The organism is Dactylosporangium sp. CA-139066, assembly GCF_050936175.1.
In the GTDB taxonomy this organism is placed as follows: Bacteria; Actinomycetota; Actinomycetes; order Mycobacteriales; family Micromonosporaceae; genus Dactylosporangium.
In genome coordinates, this window is record NZ_JBNJNH010000002.1 from 929,520 (window position 1) to 949,517 (window position 19,998).

Below are 19,998 nucleotides of genomic sequence, written 5' to 3' on the forward strand. Positions count from 1 at the left end.
GCTGTGGGTAATGCCTGTGTGAACAGGCCCCATCACTGCGCGAGTTATCCACAGGAGTCCACCGCGTTGTCCACAGGCGACTGTGGACAACGCGTCAGGCGAAGAGGCGGGCGGCAAGCTCCGGGGCGAGGTTGCCGCCGCTGACCACGGCGACCGTGCGCCCGGCCGGCAGCTCGTCCCGATGGTGCAGCACGGCGGCGGTGGCCACGGCCCCGCTGGGCTCGACGATGAGCCGTGCCTTGCGGGCCAGCGTGCGGACGGTCTCGAGGATCTCCTCCTCGGTCACCGTCACGATCGCGTCCAGGTAGGTCGACAGGTGGGCCAGCGTGAGCTCGGACAGCGAGGTGCGCAGCCCGTCGGCGACGGTGCTGAGCGTGCGCTCCTCGGGCCAGACCCGCACCACGCCGGCGGCGAGGCTCTCGGCCGCGTCGGCGGCGGCCGCCGGCTCCACGCCGATCACCGCGACGTGCGGGGCGAGCGACTTGATCGCGGTCGCCACGCCGGAGGACAGCCCGCCGCCGCCGACCGGCACCACGACCACGTCGACGCTGGAGAGGTCCTCGAAGATCTCCAGCCCGACCGTGCCCTGCCCGGCGATGATGTCCGGGTGGTCGTACGGCGGGATGAGCGTCAGCCCGCGCTCGGCCATCAGCCGCTTCGCCTCCAGCTCGCGCTGCGACTGCGGCACCAGGATGACCTCGGCGCCGTAGCCGCGGGTCGCCTCGATCTTCAGCGGGGTGGAGACGTCGGGCATGACGACGGTGACCGGCACGCCGAGGGCCCGGCCCGCGTAGGCGAGGGCCTGGCCGTGGTTGCCCGACGAGTGCGTCACCACGCCGGCCCGGCGGTGCTCCAGGTCGAGGCGGTGCAGCGCGTTCGTCGCGCCGCGCAGCTTGAACGCGCCGATCGGCTGCAGGCTCTCCGGCTTGAGCCACAGCTCCTCGGCCCACGGGCTCGGCAGCAGCGGCGTGCGCACCACGAGCCCGGAGACGCGGGCGGCGGCGTCCCGGATGTCGTCCAGGTGAACCAGGTTTTTGGTGGTGGTCACGTCGCCCATCCTGACATCACCCCGCCGAATTCACCCTCGTCACGGCGGGGGAATGAGAGATCCATAACGTGGTGGCGCCCGCCCTACCCGCTGCTGTAGAAGCGGGCGGCGCCGGGATGCAGGGGTATCGGATCGGTCTGTGGCGCCGTGCCCTTGTCGAAGTTGCCGCCCTCCGGATGGATCTTGGCCAGATCCTTCTGGTACTCGAACAGCACCTTCGTCAGGTCGTAGGCGAGCTGCTCGGGCATGTCGGGCGAGACGACGATGAAGTTGCCGATGACGATCGTGTCGATGTCGCCGGGGGTGTTGTACGCCGTCTTGGGGATCTTGGCACCGCTGTAGACGGGCCCGTAGCGGTACGCCAGCGGCTGCAGCAGCGACGACAGCGGCAGGATCTGGTAGGCGCCGGGCGAGGCGCTGCCCAGCAGGTCGGAGATGCCCGGGGTGGGCAGGCCGCCGGTCCAGAAGAACGCGTCGGTGCTGCCGTTCTGCATGCCCTTGGTGGTCTCCGGCAGCGACAGCCGCTGGCGCTGGATGTCGGTGTCGGGGTTGAGCCCGCCGGCGAAGAGGATGCGCCCGGCGACGACGTCGACGCCGGAGCCGGCCGAGCCGGTGGAGACCCGCTTGCCGCGCAGGTCGGAGAACTTGGTGATGCGCGCCGAGGTACGCACGACCAGGTGCACGTAGCTCTTGTACACCCGGGCGAGCGCCACCATCTTCTGCGGCTTGCCGTCGAAGGCGCCCTTGCCCGAGTAGGCGTCGGCGGCCGTGTCGGCGAGCGTCAGCGCGATGTCCATGTCGCCGGTCGCGATCCGCTGGATATTCTCGCCCGACGCCCCGGTCGCCTCGGCCCGCGCCTCGTAACCGGTGACGTGCTTGGTGATCAGGTCGGCGAAGCCGCCGCCGATCGCATAGTAGACGCCGCTGGTGTTGCCGGTGGCGATGAAGAGGCGGCCGCCGTGCCAGAGCGCGGCGCCGGGGCGTTCCGGCAGGCTGGAACAGGCGGTCAGCAGGAACGCCGCCGCCAGTACCAACGCCAAATTCTTGATCTTCAAACGGGGCCTTCCCACCTGGAACGAAGGTCGCCGCAGCGATGCCGTCAGCGCAGCATCGCGTCGCGCGGGAGGGGGTCGAGTGCGTCGGCGACGCGGTGGACGAGCATCGCGGTCTCGTAGCCGACCTGGCCCAGGTCGCAGCCGGGCGCGGCGAGCACGCCGAGCAGCGCGCGGTCGCCCACGGACATGACGATCATGACGCCGCCGTCCATGTCGACGATGGTCTGCCGCACGTGGCCGGCCTGCATGACGCGGGCGGCGCCGAACACCAGGCTGGCCAGGCCGCTGATCACGGCCGCGAGGTGGTCGGCCTGGTCGATCGGCAGATCGGCGGACGCGGCCAGGCGCAGCCCGTCGCCGGACACGGTGATGGCGTGGGCCACGTCGGGCACCTGCCGAGCGAAACTCACCATCAGCCAGTCGAGCTGTCCGGCGCCGTGCGGTTGCTGAGACATCATGAATCCTTTTGTCCTGGGGCTGTGCTGTTGGAACGTCGTGCGGCGGCCGAGACGCCCTCGGCGAACGCGGACAGCCGGGACCGGATCTGCTCCGGGTCGACGGCCGCGGCCCGAGGTTGCTCGGCACGTGGTTCGGTGGTTTCCGGTAGAAGTTGGGCACCGGGACGACGACGAGGAAGATGCTCTTGCTCCGGCATCGAGCCACCTCCGGCACTGGACGGGCCCCCGGGCCGCGGGGGCCACGTGCCGGGGGAACCCCAGGTGGTTTGTGCGCTGTATGACGGCGGCGCGGGCCGTTCGGCCGGCAGCGGGGCTGGTGCGGGGGCGGGGGCCACCCTGGCCACTCCGCGCGGCGGGGTGTTGCCGCCCGGATAGGCCGCCTGGGGCGCGGGCGGCGGGGTCCAGCCGCCGCCCGTGACGTTGCCGGCGGCGCCGGAGGGGCCGGCGCCGGTGCTGCTGAGGTAGGGGCGGAACCAGGGCGCGGCACCGGGGGGTGCCGCCGCGACGGGCGCGGCGGCCGGCTGGCGCTCCGGCTCGGGACGGCGTTGCTGTGGAACGTACGGCTGGGGGGTGCTGGGCTGGACGGGGCTGTACTGGGCGGGGCTGTACTGCGCGGGGCTGGGCGGTGCCGAACTGGGCTGCACGGCGCTCGCCTCGTGGCGGGCGAGGGGGGCGCCGACGGTCGAGGGAACCTGCACGGGGCGCGACGGCGGCGGCTGGACGGCCGGGATCGCCCCGCCGGGGCCGGCCGGCAGTGCGCTCATGTGCTCGAGCAGGCGGTGCGGCAGCAGGACGTACGCGGTGATGCCGGCGGCGGTGCCCTGCAGCTGCACCCGGATGCCGTGCCGGGCCGCGAGGTGGGCGACCACGTGCAGGCCCATCGTGCCGGCCGCGGCACTGCTCAGCGTGCTCGGCACCGCCAGCCGCGAGTTGATCTCGGCCAGGCGGGCCGGGACGATGCCGATGCCCTGGTCGTGGACCCGCAGCATGGCACCCTCGACGGTCGGCCGGGCGTCGACGCGCACCGGCTCGGTCGGGGGCGAGAAGGCGGTGGCGTTCTCGAGCAGCTCGGCCAGCAGGTGGACGAGGTCACCGACGACCGGGCCGGCGATGGCCAGGTCGGCCGGCTGGAACTCGACGCGGGCGAACTCCTCGATCTCCGACGCGGCGGCGGTGACGACGGCGCCGAGCCGGATCGCCGTGGTCTGCGGGCGGCCGGGCTCGCCACCGGCGAGAACCAGCAGGTTCTCCCCGTTGCGGCGCAGGCGGGCGGCGAGGTGGTCGAGGGCGAAGAGCCGCTCCAGCACGTCCGGGTCGGTCTCGTCGCGCTCGAACTCGTCCAGCAGGCGCAGCTGGCGGGTGATGAGGGTACGGATGCGGCGGGCCAGCACCTCGGCCATGCGTGAGATGTCGACGCGCAGCTCGGCCTGCTCACCGGCCAGGCGCAGCGCGGTGCGGTGCACCGTGCCGAACGCCTCGGCCACCTGACCGACCTCGTCGTTGACGGCGGCGATGCCGCGTGTCACCTCGGCGGCGGTCCGCCCGCCCTCCATGATCGACGGCGCCGGCGCGGCCGTGCCGGCGGTGACCGAGCCGATCGCGTCGGGCAGGTCGCGGCGGGCCACCTGCAGGGCGGCGCTGCGCAGCAGGTTGAGCCGGCGGGCCGTGCGCACCGCGAGCAGGATGGCGATCGCGAGGGCGGCCAGGCCGACCAGCGCGGTGCCGAGGCCCGTGGCCCAGGCCTGGCGGGCGGCGTTGACGGCGATCTGGTCGGAGCGGGCGGCGAGGGCGTCGGCGGTCTCGACGGTGACGATGTTGACCCGGCGGATCACGCCGCTCTGGGCGACGAACCAGGCGTCCGGGTCGACGTGCAGGCCGGACGCGTCACGCTCGGCGTTGCGGGCCGCGGCGAACATGCTGTCGGCCGTGTCGATGTCGGTGCCGCGCAGCTCCTCGGAGTACCGCTGCTGCTGTTCCAGGCTGGCGACCCGGCGGAACTCCGCCTGGCGCTGCCCGCGGGCGCCCTCGATCTGCGAGAGGCTGCCGAGGTCGCCGGGCTGCAGGTTGCCCCGGCCGAAGACGGTGCGCAGCAGGTCGCGCTCGACCGCCGAGTAGTGCTCCATCGCGGCCAGGGCGGCCAGCGCGCGGGCCGACTTCTGCAGCTCGGTGTCCTCGATCTGGCCGGGCACGGCGTCGGCGACGGCGAGCAGGGCGTCGGCGAGGCCGCCGTAGACGACGTCGGTGACGAGCACCATCGTGGCGGTGCCGTTGTCCACCTGCGTGCGCGTGAAGTGCAGCTGGCCGTAGTTGTCGCCGGCCACGCGCACGATGGTGGCCAGCGCCGGGACGGCGTCGACGGCCTGGGCGGCGTCGGCGAAGAACCGGGACGCGGCCTCGTCGGTGCGGGCCCGCTGGGCGGTGACGAGGGAGGCGCCGGACTTGCCGCCGCGCTGCTGCAGGGCCGCGGTCTCGGCGAGCTCGCGCTCGAGCTCGTTGACGAAGAGCGCCGCGCTACCGGCCGTCTCCGACAGCGTGCGGGCGTGACCGGCGTCGCGGGCGGCGTACACGGCGGAGGTCGTCTGGATCGTGCCGAGGACGATGAGGCCGACCATCGCGACCGCGATCGGGGCGAGCAGTTGGGCGCGGACGGAACGCAGGCGGTTGGGGCGGGGTCCGCCGCCGCGCCGGTGCCCGGCCACAGACGTGTCGGTGCCCGCCGTGCGCCGCGTCGGGCCGCCGGAGCCATTGCCGGTGCCGTGCCGCGGCACCGGAGCACGGGAGGGGCCGCTGCCTGCCACCGCCTGGCCTCCTAAAGGTAGCGACTCCGTGACGGAGCGTGCTGTAGAGAGCGCTCCAACGCAGGGATGTCAAAGCCGGATCCACTACGGAACACGATCAGGCACGCTACTGGAAGAGGTCGGATCCCTAAAGAGTCCTTAGCCGAACGGCCGATTCGTTCTCACTGTGCGTGATTCCGACGTCGCGCAACGAACCAGACGGCGGCCGCGGCGAGGGCCGCGACGACGCCCAGGCCGATCCATAGCGCGCTACCGGATTTCGAGGCGGGCTTCGCGGCCGGGCTCGCGGAGGCGTCCCCGCCGTTCGGCGCGGGCGCCTCGGCCGACCCGCCGGGCGGAGCGGCCGGCGCGGAGGACACCGGGCGGCCGGACGGCTCGGGCAGCGTCGCGACCGGCGGAATCGTGGCCGGCCCGGTCGGCTCGACCGTGATGCCGGGCAACGTCGCGGACGGCCCGAACGGCTCGAGAATGGGTGGCGGTCCGGGCAGCGGCGGCCCCGGCGGGGGCGTCGGGCCGGTCGGGGCGAGCGCGGTACCGGGGGCCAGTCCGCCGACCAGCAGCATGATCAGCAGCGGCTTCACACCGGTCCCAACGGCACCGTCGGGACCGGCTTGAGCCTTTTGCCACGCTTAAGTCAGAGGATTAAGGGCGCCTTTGCTCCCGCGCGGGGACCGGCTGCGGGTCCGGCAGATTGTGCACGAACCGGCCGAACAGCGCGGCGGAGATGACCACGCAGACGGCCAGGACCGTCGCGGCGGTCAGGGCGGCGCGCGAGGTCGCCACCCAGCCGGCGTCGGCGAGCAGGACGAGCAGCCACATGGCGGCCGTCCCCTTGAGGACGCGGTTGCGGTATCGACTCATGAAGAGGGGGATACCCCACCGCCGATGCGTTTATGCGGCCTGGACGAACACCCCCACGGTGCGGGCCGGGACGGTGAACGACCCGTGCGTGCGGTCGAAGGTGGACTGACGGGCGAGCGGGTCCGCCGAGGCGGCCTGCACCGGATGCAGGGCGACCTGCGCCCCGGCGTACGCCGGCAGCGTCTGGGTGGTCGCCGTTGCGCCCGCGTTGAACACCACCACGATCGAGCGCCAGTGGCCGTCCAGCCCGCGGGCGTCGAGCACCATCATGATCACGCCCGGGGTGGCCTGCGCGCCGGAGAGCGGGAAACTCAGTCGCTGCTGGACCTGCGCCGCCGTGGTGAGCGAGAAGACCGGCGAGCTGGCCCGGATCCGCTGCAACTCCTGGAACCGGGCCGAGGCCAGGTCGATCGCGGCGCAGTCCGGCACGAGGGCCGGGTTGGCCAGCAGTGGCTGGGCGTACTGCCACTTGTCCTGGTTGTCGGCGGCCGGTGGCAGGCCGGCGCCGAAGCCGTTGCCGTCGGCGCAGTCCCACCGGATCTGGTTGAACCAGTCGCCGGAGTTGAACGAGTTGCGGTCCAGCGACTTGGAGCGCAGCCGGTCCGAGCCCGCCGTGACGAACCCGGTGCCCTGGCCCAGCACCGTCGTGGACAGCGCCAGGACCTGCAGCCGGGCCCGCTGCTCGGCGGTCGTGCCGGTCGGCAGCTTGTACGCCATCGCGTCGTACAGGATCTCGTTGTCGTGCGCGTCGACGTATGTGACGCCCTCGCTCGGCGATCCCGTGTAGCCGGCCGGTGAGCCGTTGTAGTCGACCTGCGCGCCGGTGACCCGGTGCCCGTTGGAGTCGGTGAACTCGTAGGCCGCGAGGTTGCCGGTCAGCCCCACCTGGATGAGGTCCTGGTAGTGCAGCAGGCGGGCGCGCTGCTCGGCGGCGGTGCCGTTGACCGGGTCGCCGTTGGGGTCGGTGTACAGCCCGGTGGCGAAGCCCTGGACGCGCGGGTTGCCGTCGAAGGGGCCGCCGCCGCGCACGGCGTCGCGGAGCCGGTCGTTGAAGGTGCCGATGCCGGTGCCGGCCATGTTGGCCTGGGTCGCCTGGACGAAGCGGGCGTTGTCGGCGACCTCGCCGAAGTTCCAGCCCTCGCCGTACAGCAGGATCTTCTTGCCGTCGACGCCGTCCTTGGCCACCGTGAGCTGGTCCAGGGCCGCCCGCACGGCCAGGATGTTGGCCTTCGGGTGGTGCCCCATCAGGTCGAACCGGAAGCCGTCCACCTTGTACTGCTTGGCCCACTGCACGATCGAGTCGACGACGAGCTTGCCCATCATCGCGTTCTCGGGCGCGGTGTTGGCGCAGCAGGTCGAGTTGGCCACGGTGCCGTCGTCGAGCAGCCGCTGGTAGTAGCCGGGCACGATCTGGTCGAGCACGGAGTGCGGGTCGGTGCCGGCCGCCGGGGTGTGGTTGTAGACCACGTCCATCACCACGCGCAGGCCCGCGTTGTTGAGCCCGGCCACCATCTGGCGGAACTGCGTGATCCGCGGCGTGCCCTGCGGGTCGGTCGCGTAGGAGCCCTCGGGCGCGTTGTAGTGGAACGGGTCGTAGCCCCAGTTGTAGCCGTCGCGGTCGGCCACCTGCGCGATGCAGGCCTGCTGCTGCGCCGAGTCCGGCGCCATCGCGGCGAGGTCGCACGGCGGCTGGGCCTGCTCGCCGCGCACCTCGGGGATGGTCGAGATGTCGAAGACCGGCAGCAGGTGCACGTAGTTGGTGCCGGACCGGGCCAGGTCGCTCAGGTGCCGCATGCCGGCCGAGCCGGACTGCGTGAACGCCAGGTAGGTGCCGCGCTGCTCGGCCGGGACGGTGTCGTCGGCGATGGAGAAGTCGCGCACCGACAGCTCCTGGATCTGCGGGCGCGCCGGGGCCGGCGGCTTGCGCAGGTCGCCCCAGCCGGCCGGGCGCAGGCCCGGGTCGGCGAGGTCGGCAATCTGGCTGTGCGTGCCGTTGGCCGACAGCGACACCGAGTAGGGGTCGGTGACGCTGGCCGTGACGACCGCCTTGACGCTCGGCTGGAAGACCGTGACGCGGAACTTGTAGTACCGGCCCTTCCAGGACTTGTCGCCGGTGACGCTCCAGACCCCGGTGCGCTCGTCGCGCTTCATGGCCACGAGCTGCGGGCTCTGGGTCACGTCGGAGTACAGCTCCAGGCTGAGGTTCTGCGCGGTCGGCGCCCAGACGCTGATCGTCGGGCGCGGCCCTTCGAACGTCGGGCCGAGCTTCGCGCTCAGCGCGGCGCCGTAGAGGTCGTCCAGGGCACCGGCCAGCTGCACGCCGGTCGCCTCGGTGACCTGGCCGGACGCGTCCCGCTCGACGGCCACCACCTGCCCGCGCAGGGCCGCGGCGAGCGCCGCGCGGTCGCCGTCGACGGTGAAGGTCTGGTACGCCCACAGGTGCGGGAACTTCGCCCGCTGCGCCTCGGTCAGGTTGCCCGGCACCGCGGTCATCGCGAGCCGGGTGCCGTTGCCGACCAGCTGCCCGTCGACGACCTTCAGCCCGCCGGCCGGCGCGGACCACAGCTCGTAGCTGTGCCCGTCGGTCGGGCCGGCCCGCCACGCGACCGTGCTGCGGTCGATCCAGACGGCCTTCTCCTTGTTGACGTCTGTGTCGGGCGTGCCCTGCGCGGGGATCGGCAAGAGGTACTTCTCCTGTCCGGAGAGGATCCACACCTCGTGCCCGACGGTGACGAGGTCCAGCGCCTGGTCGGCCGGCAGGTCCTTGGTGTCGCCCTTGTGCACGATGTAGTTGAGCAGCGTCGCGTTGTCGGCCAGCGGCACGGTGAACTTCACGCCGAAGGCGTCGGTGCCCGACGGCATGAGCGGGCTGCCCCAGTCGGTGCCGTTCGCGGCGCCGGTCCACACGTGCAGGCCCCAGCCGTCGTAGTCGCCGGCGGGGCGGCGGTAGTGCAGCACGGCGGTGTGCTCGGCCGCGGCGCGGTTGGGGTACACGGTCGCCTCCGTCGAGCGGATCCACGCCTCGCCCTGGGTGCTCGGCAGCACCGACTGGTCGGGGCCGGGGTCCTTGACGTCGCCCTTGTGGACGATGAAGTTCACCGGCTTCGTCGGGTCGCTCACCGGCACGTTCCAGTAGGCGCCGTAGCCGTCGACGCCGTCCGGCTGGCGGGGGCTGCTCCACTCGGTCCCGACGCCGGGCGCCAGGCCGTCGCCCCACAGGTGCAGGCCCCATCCGGCGTAGTCGCCGTCCGGCCGCCCGTAGTGCACGGCCACGCTGCCGGTGGCCGCCGCCCGGGAGGTGTAGATGGTCGCATCTCCTTGCTTGAGCCAGATCTCCGCGTGCTTCGTCGGGTCGAGCGAGCGGTCGGCCTGGACGTCCTTGTTGCCGTTGGCATCGACCACCAGGAAGCCCATGTTCGTGGCCCCCGGCTTCAGCTTGACCCATGCGAAGCGCCCGTACGAGTCCTCCCCGGCAAATGGCGCACCGTTCGGCCATGTCATCGGGTCCTGGATGTCGCCCCAGGCGTACAGGCTCCAGCCGGTGTAGTCGCCCGCCGTGCGCTGGTAGTGCACGAGGGCGTAGTCCGCGGACGCGGCGCTCGGCGGCGTGCCGACCTTCGTCTCGATCTTTGCTTCGGCGGTACGGCCTGATCCGTCCCGCACCACCGCCTTGTACTCGAGCTTCGTGCCGGCGGCGAGCCCGTTGAGGTCGTGGTAGGCGGCGTACGGCGCGGCGGTGTCGGTGCCGAGCAGCTTCCACGGCCCGCCGGCGACGCTCGCGGCGTACGTGACGGTGGACAGCGGATCGCCGGTGACGGTGGCCCGCACCTCGGCGGGGCCGGCCGGGGCCGGGTCGACCTGCAGCGAGATCGTCGGGCGGGCGGTCGCCCGCTTGATCGCGCCGCGGGCCTTGAACACCACCGTGCTCAGGGCCGGGATCGTCAGCTGCAGCGAGCCGTCGCCGGCGCTCGCGGCGATGGCGCCCGTGCCCGGGTACAGCTGGTCGAACGTGGTCGTCGCCATGGACGTCGGGATCGTGACCGTCTTGGCGCCGGTGCCGTTGTTGCTCGCCACGACGTACTCGACGCGCTGATCCGGGTCGATCCGCGAGAAGGCGAAGACGTTCTGGTCGGCGTACCGCGTGATCTGGATCCCCTGGCGCAGCGCGGGGTTGCGCTCCCGCAGCTGGGCGAGGCTCGCGATCGTCCGATAGATCGGATGGTTGACGTCGTAGTTGGCGACGGCGTGCGTGCTGTCGGTGCCGAGCAGGTCGTCGTCGAGGTAGTCGGCGGTCTTGCTCGGGAACATGTCCTGCCGGGCGTCCTTGTCGCCGCCGGCGCCGGTGAAGCCCTGCTCGTCGCCGGAGTACACGACCGGCTGGCCGCGGGTCAGGAACATCAGCTCGTGGCCGAGCTCGTCGCGGCGCAGGTGCGTGGCCGGGTCGGTGCCGCCGGTGGCGACGAAGTACCCGATGCGGCCCATGTCGTGGTTGCCGAGGAACGTGGGCAGGCCCTGCGCGCTGGTGCCGGCCGAGGTGTAGAGGTCGTCCTGGGCGTACAGGTCGGCGAGCTCCTGCCCGGTGCCGTTGCGCGCGACGAAGTCGGACGCCGCCTGCTGGAACGGGAAGTCCAGCGTGGCCGGCAGGCGCCCCTGGCGCACGTACGTCGAGTCGAAGGCCGGGTTGGCGTCGTACACCTCGCCGAACATGAAGAAGTCGGGCTTCCCGGCCTTGTCGGCGGCCGCCTCGACGCCCTGCGTGAACTGGGGCCAGAACTGCATGTCGACGTGCTTGGCGGTGTCGATGCGGTACCCGTCGATCCCGCTGTCCTTGACCCAGTCGGAGTAGATCTTCGTCATGCCCTGCACGACCTCGGGCCGCTCGGTCCACAGGTCGTCGAGGCCGAAGAAGTCGCCGTACTCCGCGTTCTCGCCGCTGAACGTCGAGTCGCCGCGGTTGTGGTACATCGTCGGGTCATTCAGCCACGCCGGGCTCTTCACCGTTTTGTCGGCGTCGGTGGGAAACACCGGCGTGTAGGGGAACGAAGAGGCGTCGACCTTCGGAAAGCCGTGGGTGCCGTCGGCGTAGTTGCGGTCGTCGAACTTGTTGCCGTTGACGTCCTTGTATGGATAGTCGGTTTTGCTCCGGTACGTGTACTGGTTCTGCGCGTACCGGATGACGTCCGCGGTGTGGTTCGTGATGACGTCGAGGTAGATCTTGATGCCCCGGTCGTGCGCCTTCTTCGTGAGGACCTTGAGATCGTCCTTGGTGCCGAAGTGCGGGTCGATCTGGGTGAAGTCCGTGATCCAGTACCCGTGGTAGCCCGCCGAGACGTCGGCCCCGCTGCCCTGCACCGGCCGGTTCTTGAACACCGGCGCGAGCCAGATCGCCGTGGTGCCCAGCCCTTGGATGTAGTCGAGCTTGTTGATGACGCCCTTGAGGTCGCCGCCGTGGTAGAACCCCTTGTCGGTGGGGTCGTAGCCGGTGCTCATCCGGTCGCCGGACAGCCCGCCGGCGTTGTTGGCCGGGTCGCCGTCGGCGAACCGATCGGCGAGCACGAAGTAGAACTGCTCGGCGTGCGCCTTGCTCTTGGCCTTGGTGTCGCCGGCCTGATCCAGCAGGCTCGCGACGGACGGTTCGGCGGACCATTCGGGCACGCCCTGCGAATAGCCGGACGGCCGCTGCGCCGCCTCGGGCATCCGCGGCGAGTCGCCCGGCACCGCAGCAATCAGGGCAAGGGCGGCTAAGGCGCCGATCGCGAGCTTGGTCGACATGGCGGGGCCTTCCTCTCAAGCGAGGTGGGCACCGTATCGACCGGCAAAGATCCTTACAAGGCTTGACTTCTACGTTTTCAGCGTCTCGGAGATCAGCTCGCTGATCTGCTTGAGCTGCGCCACCTGCTCCGGCGTCAGCGGATCGAACAGGTGCGTGCGCACCGTCTCGACGTGCCCCGGTGCGGCCGCCACCAGCGCCGCGAACCCTTCGTCGGTCAGGTCGGCGAACTGCCCGCGCTTGTCGTCGTCGCAGTCACGCCGCCGCACCCATCCGCGCGCCTCGAGCTTGGTCACCGCATGCGAGAGCCGGCTGCGCGACGATCGGGTCTTCAATGCGAGCTCACTCATGCGCAGCGATCGCCCGTCGGACTCCGACAGCACGACGAGAATCTCGTAGTACGCGTGCGGCATCCCGGCGTCGTGCTGCAACTCTCGGTCGAGGCGGTCGATGAGCAACGTGGTCGCGCTGTAGAAGGCACGCCAGGCGGCCTGCTCTTCCTCGTCGAGCCAGCGGGTCATGCCAATAATTTTTGCACGTTCAGAAAAGTGTCCCGTGTCTGTTGGTACTGGGTGCCCGCTTTCGCTACCTTGCGGCGCAAGGTACCCTGTGCGACATGGATGTTCCTGGCGCGCTGTCGACGGCGCTACGCCGCGGCACGCTGGAGTTCTGCGTCCTGGCGTTGATGGAGGACGGCGAGCAGTACGGCGTCGAGCTGGCCCGCCGCCTGGCCGCTGAACGGACGCTGACGACGAGCGAGGGCACGCTGTACCCGTTGCTGGCTCGCCTCCGCCGCGCCGGCTGGGTGGAGACAACCTGGCGCGAGTCCCCGTCGGGCCCCCCGCGGCGCTACTACTCGTTGACCCGCACCGGCCAGTCCGCACTGCACCACTTCCGCGCGGAGTGGACGGCCTTTCGCGACACCGTTGACCGAATTGTCGGAACGAGGGCAGCATGAACACCTACGATGACCTGGTCAACGATTACTTGCGCGCCGTCGAGCAGGCCTTGGCCGGCGTGCCCGCCAACCGGCGCGCCGAGCTGCTTGCCGACCTGAGCGAGCACATCGCCGCCAAGCGGGCCGAACTTTCCCCGGACCAGGAAACCGAGGTCGAGGTCCGCTCGATCCTGGAGCTTCTGGGCGACCCGGAGGAACTGGCCGCCGAGTTCCACGCCACCACCGCCCCCGACGCCCCCGCCGACCCCCCGATCCTGATCGAGCCGAAGAAGCGCTCGGCCGCGGTGCTGTGGGTGGGCCTGACGATCGCCGCGGTGGCCACAATGTGCGTCGTGGCCGGCCTCTTGGGCGTGCTGGCCCTGGCGCTGTGGCACTCCTGACATCGCCCCGCGCCCGCGACCCGCGACCTTGACCCGCCGCGGGTCGCCGCCCGACTCGCACTGCGCTGACCAAACAGTGCCTGCCCCCACCCGCTAGGCCTGCCCGCCCGCCCCGCCGTGCGACCTGCTCGCCCGGCCGGGCGCGCGTGATGCCCGCGCGGCCAGCACCCATCCGCTGGCATCGCCCACCGTTCGGGCACGGCGCGCCGCGGCCCCATGCGCGGGTCACCGCTCTCACCGTTCTCCGAGGCACGCGGGTGCGGCCGGCGGCCCAGCCGGTCAGCCGCCGGTCTACTGTGCTGCGCTTCGCCCGCCGCCGTGAGACGGAGACCGGCGAGGCCCGCGACCGCGGATCTCGGACAGTTCTCCGGCCACGCCGGCAGGTCGATGCGCGCGATGCCGGCGTGCGGTCACGGGCGTGGCCGCCACGGAATCGCGGTCACGGGTGTGGCCGCCACGGAATCGCGGTCACGGGCGTGGCCGCCGCCGCGGAACTCGGTGCGCTCCGGGGCCGCCTCGACAGGCTCGGGCGGTGGGGCGCGCCGGCGGGGCTGGGGCGACGACGCGCTCGCCGCGGGTCGGCTATGGGGTCAGGCGGAAGTCGAGGTCCGGGGCGATGGTCAGGGTGTCCATCTGGGCTCGTTGGAGGCGGCCGGAGTAGTCCCAGTTCATCGACTGCCACCGCGTGAACTGGTCGAGGACCCAGACGCCGGATTGGCGGCTGCCGTTGCCGGAGCGGCCGTTGCCGCCGAACGGGAGGTGGGCCTCGGCGCCGGACGTGGAGTTGTTGATGCTCACCATGCCGGCTCGGGTTGCGCGGCGGAAGGCGAACGCCTTGCTGGGGTCGGTGGTGTACATCGCGGCGGACAGGCCGTAGCCGGGGGCGTCCGCGAGCTCGATCGCCTCCTCCAACGTCGTGTAGGTGGTCACGCCGACCAGGGGGCCGAACGTCTCCTGCTGGAAGATCTTGTCGTCCGGGCGCACGCCGTGGACCAGCACCGGGTGGTAGAACAGGCCGGCCGCCGGGTCGCCGACGAAGCCCTCGCGCGGGTTGGCCGCGGTGATGCGGCCGGTGCCCGTCGAGCCCGACACGCGGTGGTGGGGCTCGATCCAGTCGAGGTAGGTCTCGTAGCGCTCGGCAAAGCGCTCGCTCATCAACGGGCCGAAGAGCACCGCCGGGTCGCTCGGGTCGCCGACCACGGCGGCGCGGACCGCGGACTCCAGGCGCGCCGTGAACTCCTCGCGGATGCTGTCGTGGACGATCAGGGTGCCGAGCGAGGTGCAGCGCTGGCCCGCGGTGCCGAAGCCCGCGAACAGGGCGCCGTGGACCGCGAGGTCGAGGTCGGCGTCCTCGGTGATGACCATCGGGTTTTTGCCGCCGAGCTCGAGGCAGGCGCTCTGCAGGTGGCGGCCGGCCAGCTCGCCGATGCGCGCGCCGACCTCCGACGAACCCGTGAACCCGATCTTGTCGATCAGCCCCTCTCCCAGCGCCGCCTCGAGGCCGGCATATGTCGTGGGGCCGTCGGAGTACACCACCTCGAAAACGCCGTCGGGAACGCCGGCGCGGCGGATCAGCTGGGCGAACGCCTCGGCGCACGCGGCGGCATACTCGGCGGGCTTCCACACCACGGCATTGCCGCACAGCAGCGCGGGCACCACATACCAGCTCGGGACGGCCACGGGGAAGTTGCCGGCGGTCACCACGGCCGCGACGCCCACCGGCACGCGGAACGTGAACAGCTGCTTGTCGGGCATCTCGCTCGGCACGGTCTGGCCATAGAGCCGGCGGCCCTCGCCGAGGAAGAAGTCGCAGGTGTCGACGATCTCCTGGACCTCGCCGCGGGCCTCGGTCAGGGTCTTGCCGACCTCGCGGGTGACCAGCGCGGAGAGGGCCTCGAAGTTGGCCTCCACCAGGCGGCCGAGGTTGGCGATGACCCGCCCGCGCACGGGCGCGGGCACGTCGGCCCAGGCGCGTTGCGCGGCGCGGGCGGAGCGGCAGGCCCCGACGAAGGTTTCGGCATCGGCGAGCACAACCTCGGCCACGACGTCGTCGAGCCGGGACGGGTTGAGCGAGGGGACACGGTGATCGTTGGCGGCGACGGGCCGGCCGCCGATGGTGGAGACGATGAGGCGGGTCACGCGTTCATCTTGGCGCGCGGGTACGACAGTTTCTCGGAGTACCACCCGATGACTACGTTCAGTGCGGCTTCGGTAGCTCTGCGGGGTCGAAGGACAGCTGACCGCCGAACTGCTCCCGCAGCCGCTCGTCGTAGTAGTCCGCCGTGTCGGCCACCCAGTCGCAGGCGTTGCTCAGCTCGATCGGGTCGAGGGTCGAGGCCAGCAGCTCCACCGCCGCGAAGACGCAGTCGTCCCGCCAGAACAGCCGGACGAAGTTGAGCCGGCCGTTGAGCTCGTTGAGCTCGGCGAGCAGCTCCGGCGACCGGCCGAGCCGGCGCAGCAGCGGGGAGAACACCCGGACGAGCGGCGGCTCGCTCGCGATCAGGCGCAGGTACAGCACCGCGGTCCCGCTGCGGATCGCCACCGGCGCCGCGACCAGGTCGCCAGGCACCTCTTGCCCGCCGAGATAGTCGGTGAGCAGCCGATGCACCCTCGCCCGTAAGGCGTCGTCTATCGACACGCGTTCACGATACCGGGGGCATGCACGCCGCCCTCAGCCACTCTTGCCGGGCCGCCCGGGCGGCAGGAAGCCCCGCCGCCGCGCCTCCTTCACCCAGCGGTGCGCCGTGCTCACCGGCACCCCGCGCTCATCGGCGAGGTCGCAGGCGGGCCGGGGCGAGGCCTGGGCGTACGTGAGGTACACGTCGGCGACCTGTCGATAAAACACGTCCGGCCGCCCCCGCATCCGCGTGGCCCCGCCGGGCGCCGCCCGCGCGACGGCGAGCGCCGGCTCGGTCATCTCCCAGCCGACATCCTCGGCGACGGGCGGTGCCACGGGCCTGGGTCGAGTGTTTACCACGGCAGCGGTACCGCGAACCGCCTCCACGGCCGTCAACTGCGCATTCGCGGCCGCCTCGATGCGACCGACGGGTATGGCGCGCAGCAGCTCGGCGCTGGGCGTGCCCTCGATGCGCAGCCCGGTCAGCACCAACCGCCCGCCGGGCCCGACGCCGACTCGCACCAGCACGGTCCCGGCCAGCGGCGGCTCGTCCTGGCGCCATTCGTACCAGTCTCCGTCGACTGGGAAGAGGCGGCCCCGCACTCGGCAAGGCTAGACCACATTTCCGCAAATCAACAATTGCGCCAACCTAGACGTCTAGATACGCTGATCTGGACCCGCCAGCCACAAGGCATTGGGACCGGGGGGTCGGTCGCGTGGCAGCACGCGCCGGATAGGCCGGTGGCACCGTCCGCATCGAGTACGGGGGAACGGGGCGATGCGGACGGTGGTCGCCGAGCGGACCGTGTACAGGCGCGTTCCGCTCGGCGGCGTCGTCGTGGAGCTGCGGTCGCGGGGTCTCGCCGGATCTCGCGGCCGCTTCTCCGCCGACGTCGGTCGTCGTCGGCCGCGCCTGACGCTGGGGGGCGCGGGCGCAGCCGACGGCGACTGACACGGCGCCGGCGACGGGCCCGGGCCGGACCGCGGTCGGCGGACGTGGCACGGAGGGGCTGCCGGGTCGGGCAGGGCCGGGGCCGGACCGGAGGCCGGCGGGCGCGGCACGGAGCGGACTACGGGCCCGGGCCGGGCCGAGGTCGCGGCGGGGCCGAGGTCGCGGCGGTGCCGGACCGGGGTCGGCGGACGTGTCACGGAGCGGGCCGCCGGGCAAGGCAGGGCCGGGGCGGACCGGAGGCCGGCGGGCGCGGCACGGAGCTGACTACGGGCCCCGGGCCGGGCCGAGGTCGGCCTGCGTCGGCGGACGTCGCACGAGCGAGCAGCCGGCTGGGGCAGGACCGGAGGCCGGAGGCCGGCGGACACGGCACGGAGCGGGCAGCCGGCGCAGGGCGCGGCCGAGGTCGGCGGAAAGGCGCTGCGAGCGCACCCCGCGAATAGCAAGCGCGCCACGCGGGTGCGCAGACAACGTGGACAAGGCAGGCAACGCGCTAGCACGGAAACGCAGGTGACACGGCAATGCGCTAACACGGGCCACGCGCTGGCACAGGTAACACCGGCAACGCGGCTAATACGGCCACGCGCTGACATGCGCGACACGCTGGCACGGACAACACGGGTGGCGCACTAACACGGGCAACGCGGGTAGCAGGAGCAACGCGGGCAACACCGGCGACGTGGGTAACACGGCAATGCGCTAACACGGGCCATGCGGAAGCACGAGCAACGCGCGTGGCCCGTGAGAACGTGCGAGCTCAGGCCGCCACCGCGACCGGCGACGCCGCCGCAGGCACAGGGCGGCGCGACTTGAACAGCATCAACGACAACGCCGCCGCCGTAATCGACAAGCCGCCCGCGATGTACCACGCCAGGTCGTAGTTCCCGAGCCGATCCCGCAGCACCCCCGTCGCCGTGGCCGCGATCGCCGCACCGAACTGGTGGCTCGCAAAGACCCACCCGAAGACGACCGGGCCGCTCGAGCCGAAGTACTCGCGGCACAACGCCACCGTGGGAGGAACGGTCGCGACCCAGTCCAGGCCGTAGAAGAGGATGAAGACGAGCATGCTCGGGCGGACCGTCGCCGCAAACAGGGCCGGCAGGACCAGCAGCGAGAGGCCGCGCAGGGCGTAGTACCAGCCGAGCAGCACGCGGCTGTCCATGCGGTCCGTCAGCCAGCCCGACGCGATGGTGCCGGCGATGTCGAACAGGCCGATCAGCGCCAGCAGCGACGCGGCCGTGGGCTCCGCCATGCCGTGGTCGTGGGCGGCGGGGATGAAGTGGGTGCCGATCAGGCCGTTGGTGGTCGCGCCGCAGATCGCGAAGCCGCCGGCCAGCAGCCAGAACGCGGGGGTGCGCGACGCCGTGCGCAGGGCGCCCAGGGCGCGCCGCGCGGCGCCGCCCACCAGCGGCGGGGGGACCGCGTCGGCCTCGGCGCCGTACGCCGTCACGCCCAGGTCGGACGGGTGGTCGCGCAGGCGCCAGAGCACGAGGGGCACCACGGCCAGGGCGGCGCCGGCGACCGTCAGCGCGGCCGAGCGCCAGCCGTGGTCCTCGACCAGCACGGCCAGCAGCGGCAGGAAGATGAGCTGGCCGGCGGCGCCGCCGGCGGTCAGGACGCCGGTCACCAGGCCGCGGCGCTTCACGAACCAGCGGCCCGTCACCGTGGCCACGAACGCGAGCGCCATCGAGCCGGTGCCGAGGCCGACCAGGACGCCCCACAGCGCGATGAGCTCCCAGCTGTGGCGCATGAAGACGGTGAGGCCGCTGCCGGCGGAGACGAGCAGCAGCGCGTACGCCACGACGCGCCGGATGCCGAAGCGCTCCATCAGGGCGGCGGCGAACGGGGCGGTCAGGCCGAACAGCAGCAGGTTGATGGAGACGGCCAGCGAGATGGTCCCCAGCGACCACCCGAACTCGTCGTGCAGGGGATGGATGAGCACGCCGGGGGTCGCGCGGAAGCCCGCGGCGCCGACCAGGGCGACGAAGGCGACGGCGGCGACCAGCCAGGCCGGGTGGAGTCGTTTCACAACAACATTGCAGCGGATTCGGTACCCCGGGACGAGTGGCCCGGCAGCCATAGTGCGCAAGAATTGGGCCATGACCGAGAAGCACCTGGTCGCCATCGTCGCGCTCGAGGGCGTCGTGCCGTTCGACCTCGGCACGCCCTCGCAGATCTTCGGCACCGCCCGCGACGAGCTCGGCCACCGGAAGTACGACGTCCAGGTCTGCAGCCCCGGCGCGCTCCCGGTGCGCACGTCCGCCGGCTACCGGGTCGCGCCCGACCACGGCCTGGAGCTCACCGAGCGCGCCGACACGGTGGTCGTGGCCGGGATCCACGCCGGCGACCCGGTCGAGAACGGCGGGCTCGACCCGCTGGTGGCCGCGGCTCTCCAGAAGGCTCACGCGCGCGGGGCGCGGATCATGTCGATCTGCACCGGCGCGTTCGTGCTCGCCGCGGCGGGCCTGCTCGACGAGCGGCCGGCGACCACGCACTGGTGGTGGTCGGAGCGGTTCCGGGAGCTGTACCCCCAGGTCAAGCTCGACCACGACGTGCTCTTCGTCGACGACGGCGACGTGCTCACCAGCGCCGGGGTCGGGGCCGGCATCGACCTGTGCCTGCACGTGGTGCGCACCGACTTCGGCAGCGAGGTGGCCAACCGGGCGGCGCGGCGCAGCGTGGTGCCGCCGTTCCGGGAGGGCGGGCAGGCGCAGTACATCGAGCGGCCCGTCTCCCGGCCGAGTGACGCCTCCCTCGCCGCCACCCGCTCGTGGGCGGTCGAGCGGCTCGACGCGCCGTTGTCCCTGCAGGACCTGGCCGCGCACGCGAGGATGAGCGTGCGCACGTTCACCCGCCGCTTCCGCGAGGAGACCGGGGTGAGCCCCTCGCGGTGGCTGCTGCAGCAGCGGGTCGACCACGCCCGCGCCCTGCTGGAGACCACCGACCTGCCGGTCGAGGTGGTGGCCCGCCGCTCCGGCCTCGGCACCGCCGCCGGGCTGCGCCAGCACCTGCAGAGCACGATCGGCGTCGCCCCCAGTGCCTACCGCCGCACCTTCCGGGTTGTGCCGGAGGGCACCGGCGGGTAGGCAGGAGTGAGCGATCGC

The 19,998-nt window shown here is 72.2% G+C and carries 15 protein-coding genes; 3 read left to right on the top strand and 12 right to left on the bottom strand.

Annotated elements, in window-relative coordinates; genetic code table 11:
* Positions 1–94 precede the first annotated feature (94 nt).
* The 8 genes from ACQEVU_RS49030 to ACQEVU_RS49065 form a co-directional block, all read right to left on the bottom strand.
* The gene (locus tag ACQEVU_RS49030; RefSeq protein WP_433337053.1) at positions 95–1,048 is read right to left on the bottom strand and encodes a threonine ammonia-lyase; all 954 of its coding nucleotides are present in this window, start codon (positions 1,046–1,048) and stop codon (positions 95–97) included.
* Positions 1,049–1,131: 83 nt separating this feature from the next.
* The gene (locus ACQEVU_RS49035) at positions 1,132–2,088 is read right to left on the bottom strand and encodes a TAXI family TRAP transporter solute-binding subunit (RefSeq protein WP_433337055.1); all 957 of its coding nucleotides are present in this window, start codon (positions 2,086–2,088) and stop codon (positions 1,132–1,134) included.
* Between the two features lie 59 nt (positions 2,089–2,147).
* Positions 2,148–2,561, bottom strand: a complete 414-nt coding sequence (locus ACQEVU_RS49040; RefSeq protein WP_433337057.1) for a roadblock/LC7 domain-containing protein — start codon at positions 2,559–2,561, stop codon at positions 2,148–2,150.
* On the bottom strand, positions 2,558–5,329 hold the full coding sequence (locus ACQEVU_RS49045; protein ID WP_433337059.1) for a nitrate- and nitrite sensing domain-containing protein: 2,772 nt from the start codon (positions 5,327–5,329) through the stop codon (positions 2,558–2,560). Before ACQEVU_RS49045 ends, ACQEVU_RS49040 begins: the two co-directional genes overlap by 4 nt.
* 191 nt (positions 5,330–5,520) lie before the next feature.
* Positions 5,521–5,940, bottom strand: coding sequence for a hypothetical protein (locus ACQEVU_RS49050; RefSeq protein ID WP_433337061.1), 420 nt, complete (start codon positions 5,938–5,940; stop codon positions 5,521–5,523).
* A 61-nt stretch (positions 5,941–6,001) separates the two neighbouring features.
* Positions 6,002–6,220 carry a hypothetical protein gene (locus tag ACQEVU_RS49055; RefSeq protein WP_433337063.1) on the bottom strand — a complete coding sequence of 73 codons (219 nt, stop codon included), beginning with the start codon at positions 6,218–6,220 and terminating at the stop codon, positions 6,002–6,004.
* Between the two features lie 30 nt (positions 6,221–6,250).
* Complete coding sequence (gene pulA / locus ACQEVU_RS49060; protein ID WP_433337065.1) at positions 6,251–11,992, bottom strand: pullulanase-type alpha-1,6-glucosidase; 5,742 nt, start codon at positions 11,990–11,992, stop codon at positions 6,251–6,253.
* Positions 11,993–12,061: 69 nt separating this feature from the next.
* The gene (locus ACQEVU_RS49065; protein ID WP_433337067.1) at positions 12,062–12,511 is read right to left on the bottom strand and encodes a MarR family winged helix-turn-helix transcriptional regulator; all 450 of its coding nucleotides are present in this window, start codon (positions 12,509–12,511) and stop codon (positions 12,062–12,064) included.
* 95 nt (positions 12,512–12,606) lie between these two features.
* On the opposite strand from ACQEVU_RS49065, the gene ACQEVU_RS49070 reads away from it, so the two are divergent.
* Entirely contained in the window at positions 12,607–12,948 is a 342-nt protein-coding gene (locus tag ACQEVU_RS49070; RefSeq protein ID WP_433337069.1) for a PadR family transcriptional regulator, read from the top strand.
* On the top strand, positions 12,945–13,328 hold the full coding sequence (locus ACQEVU_RS49075) for an HAAS signaling domain-containing protein (protein WP_433337071.1): 384 nt from the start codon (positions 12,945–12,947) through the stop codon (positions 13,326–13,328). The genes ACQEVU_RS49070 and ACQEVU_RS49075 overlap by 4 nt, the downstream gene beginning before the upstream one ends.
* 582 nt (positions 13,329–13,910) lie before the next feature.
* On the opposite strand, the gene ACQEVU_RS49080 is transcribed toward ACQEVU_RS49075, so the two are convergent.
* The 4 genes from ACQEVU_RS49080 to ACQEVU_RS49095 all read right to left on the bottom strand — a co-directional run bounded on the left by ACQEVU_RS49080 (position 13,911) and on the right by ACQEVU_RS49095 (position 18,974).
* The gene (locus ACQEVU_RS49080; RefSeq protein ID WP_433337073.1) at positions 13,911–15,467 is read right to left on the bottom strand and encodes an aldehyde dehydrogenase family protein; all 1,557 of its coding nucleotides are present in this window, start codon (positions 15,465–15,467) and stop codon (positions 13,911–13,913) included.
* A 58-nt stretch (positions 15,468–15,525) separates the two neighbouring features.
* On the bottom strand, positions 15,526–15,966 hold the full coding sequence (locus tag ACQEVU_RS49085) for a T3SS (YopN, CesT) and YbjN peptide-binding chaperone 1 (protein WP_433337075.1): 441 nt from the start codon (positions 15,964–15,966) through the stop codon (positions 15,526–15,528).
* A gap of 33 nt (positions 15,967–15,999) precedes the next feature.
* Positions 16,000–16,548: a hypothetical protein gene (locus ACQEVU_RS49090; RefSeq protein WP_433337077.1), complete on the bottom strand. Its 549-nt coding sequence runs from the start codon at positions 16,546–16,548 to the stop codon at positions 16,000–16,002.
* A gap of 1,103 nt (positions 16,549–17,651) precedes the next feature.
* A complete protein-coding gene (locus ACQEVU_RS49095; protein ID WP_433337079.1) occupies positions 17,652–18,974 on the bottom strand; it encodes an MFS transporter in 1,323 nt (440 codons plus the stop codon).
* A 19-nt stretch (positions 18,975–18,993) separates the two neighbouring features.
* Here ACQEVU_RS49095 and ACQEVU_RS49100 point away from each other — a divergent pair, with 19 nt between their 5' ends.
* Positions 18,994–19,980, top strand: a complete 987-nt coding sequence (locus ACQEVU_RS49100; RefSeq protein WP_433337081.1) for a GlxA family transcriptional regulator — start codon at positions 18,994–18,996, stop codon at positions 19,978–19,980.
* The last annotated feature ends 18 nt before the right edge of the window (positions 19,981–19,998 follow it).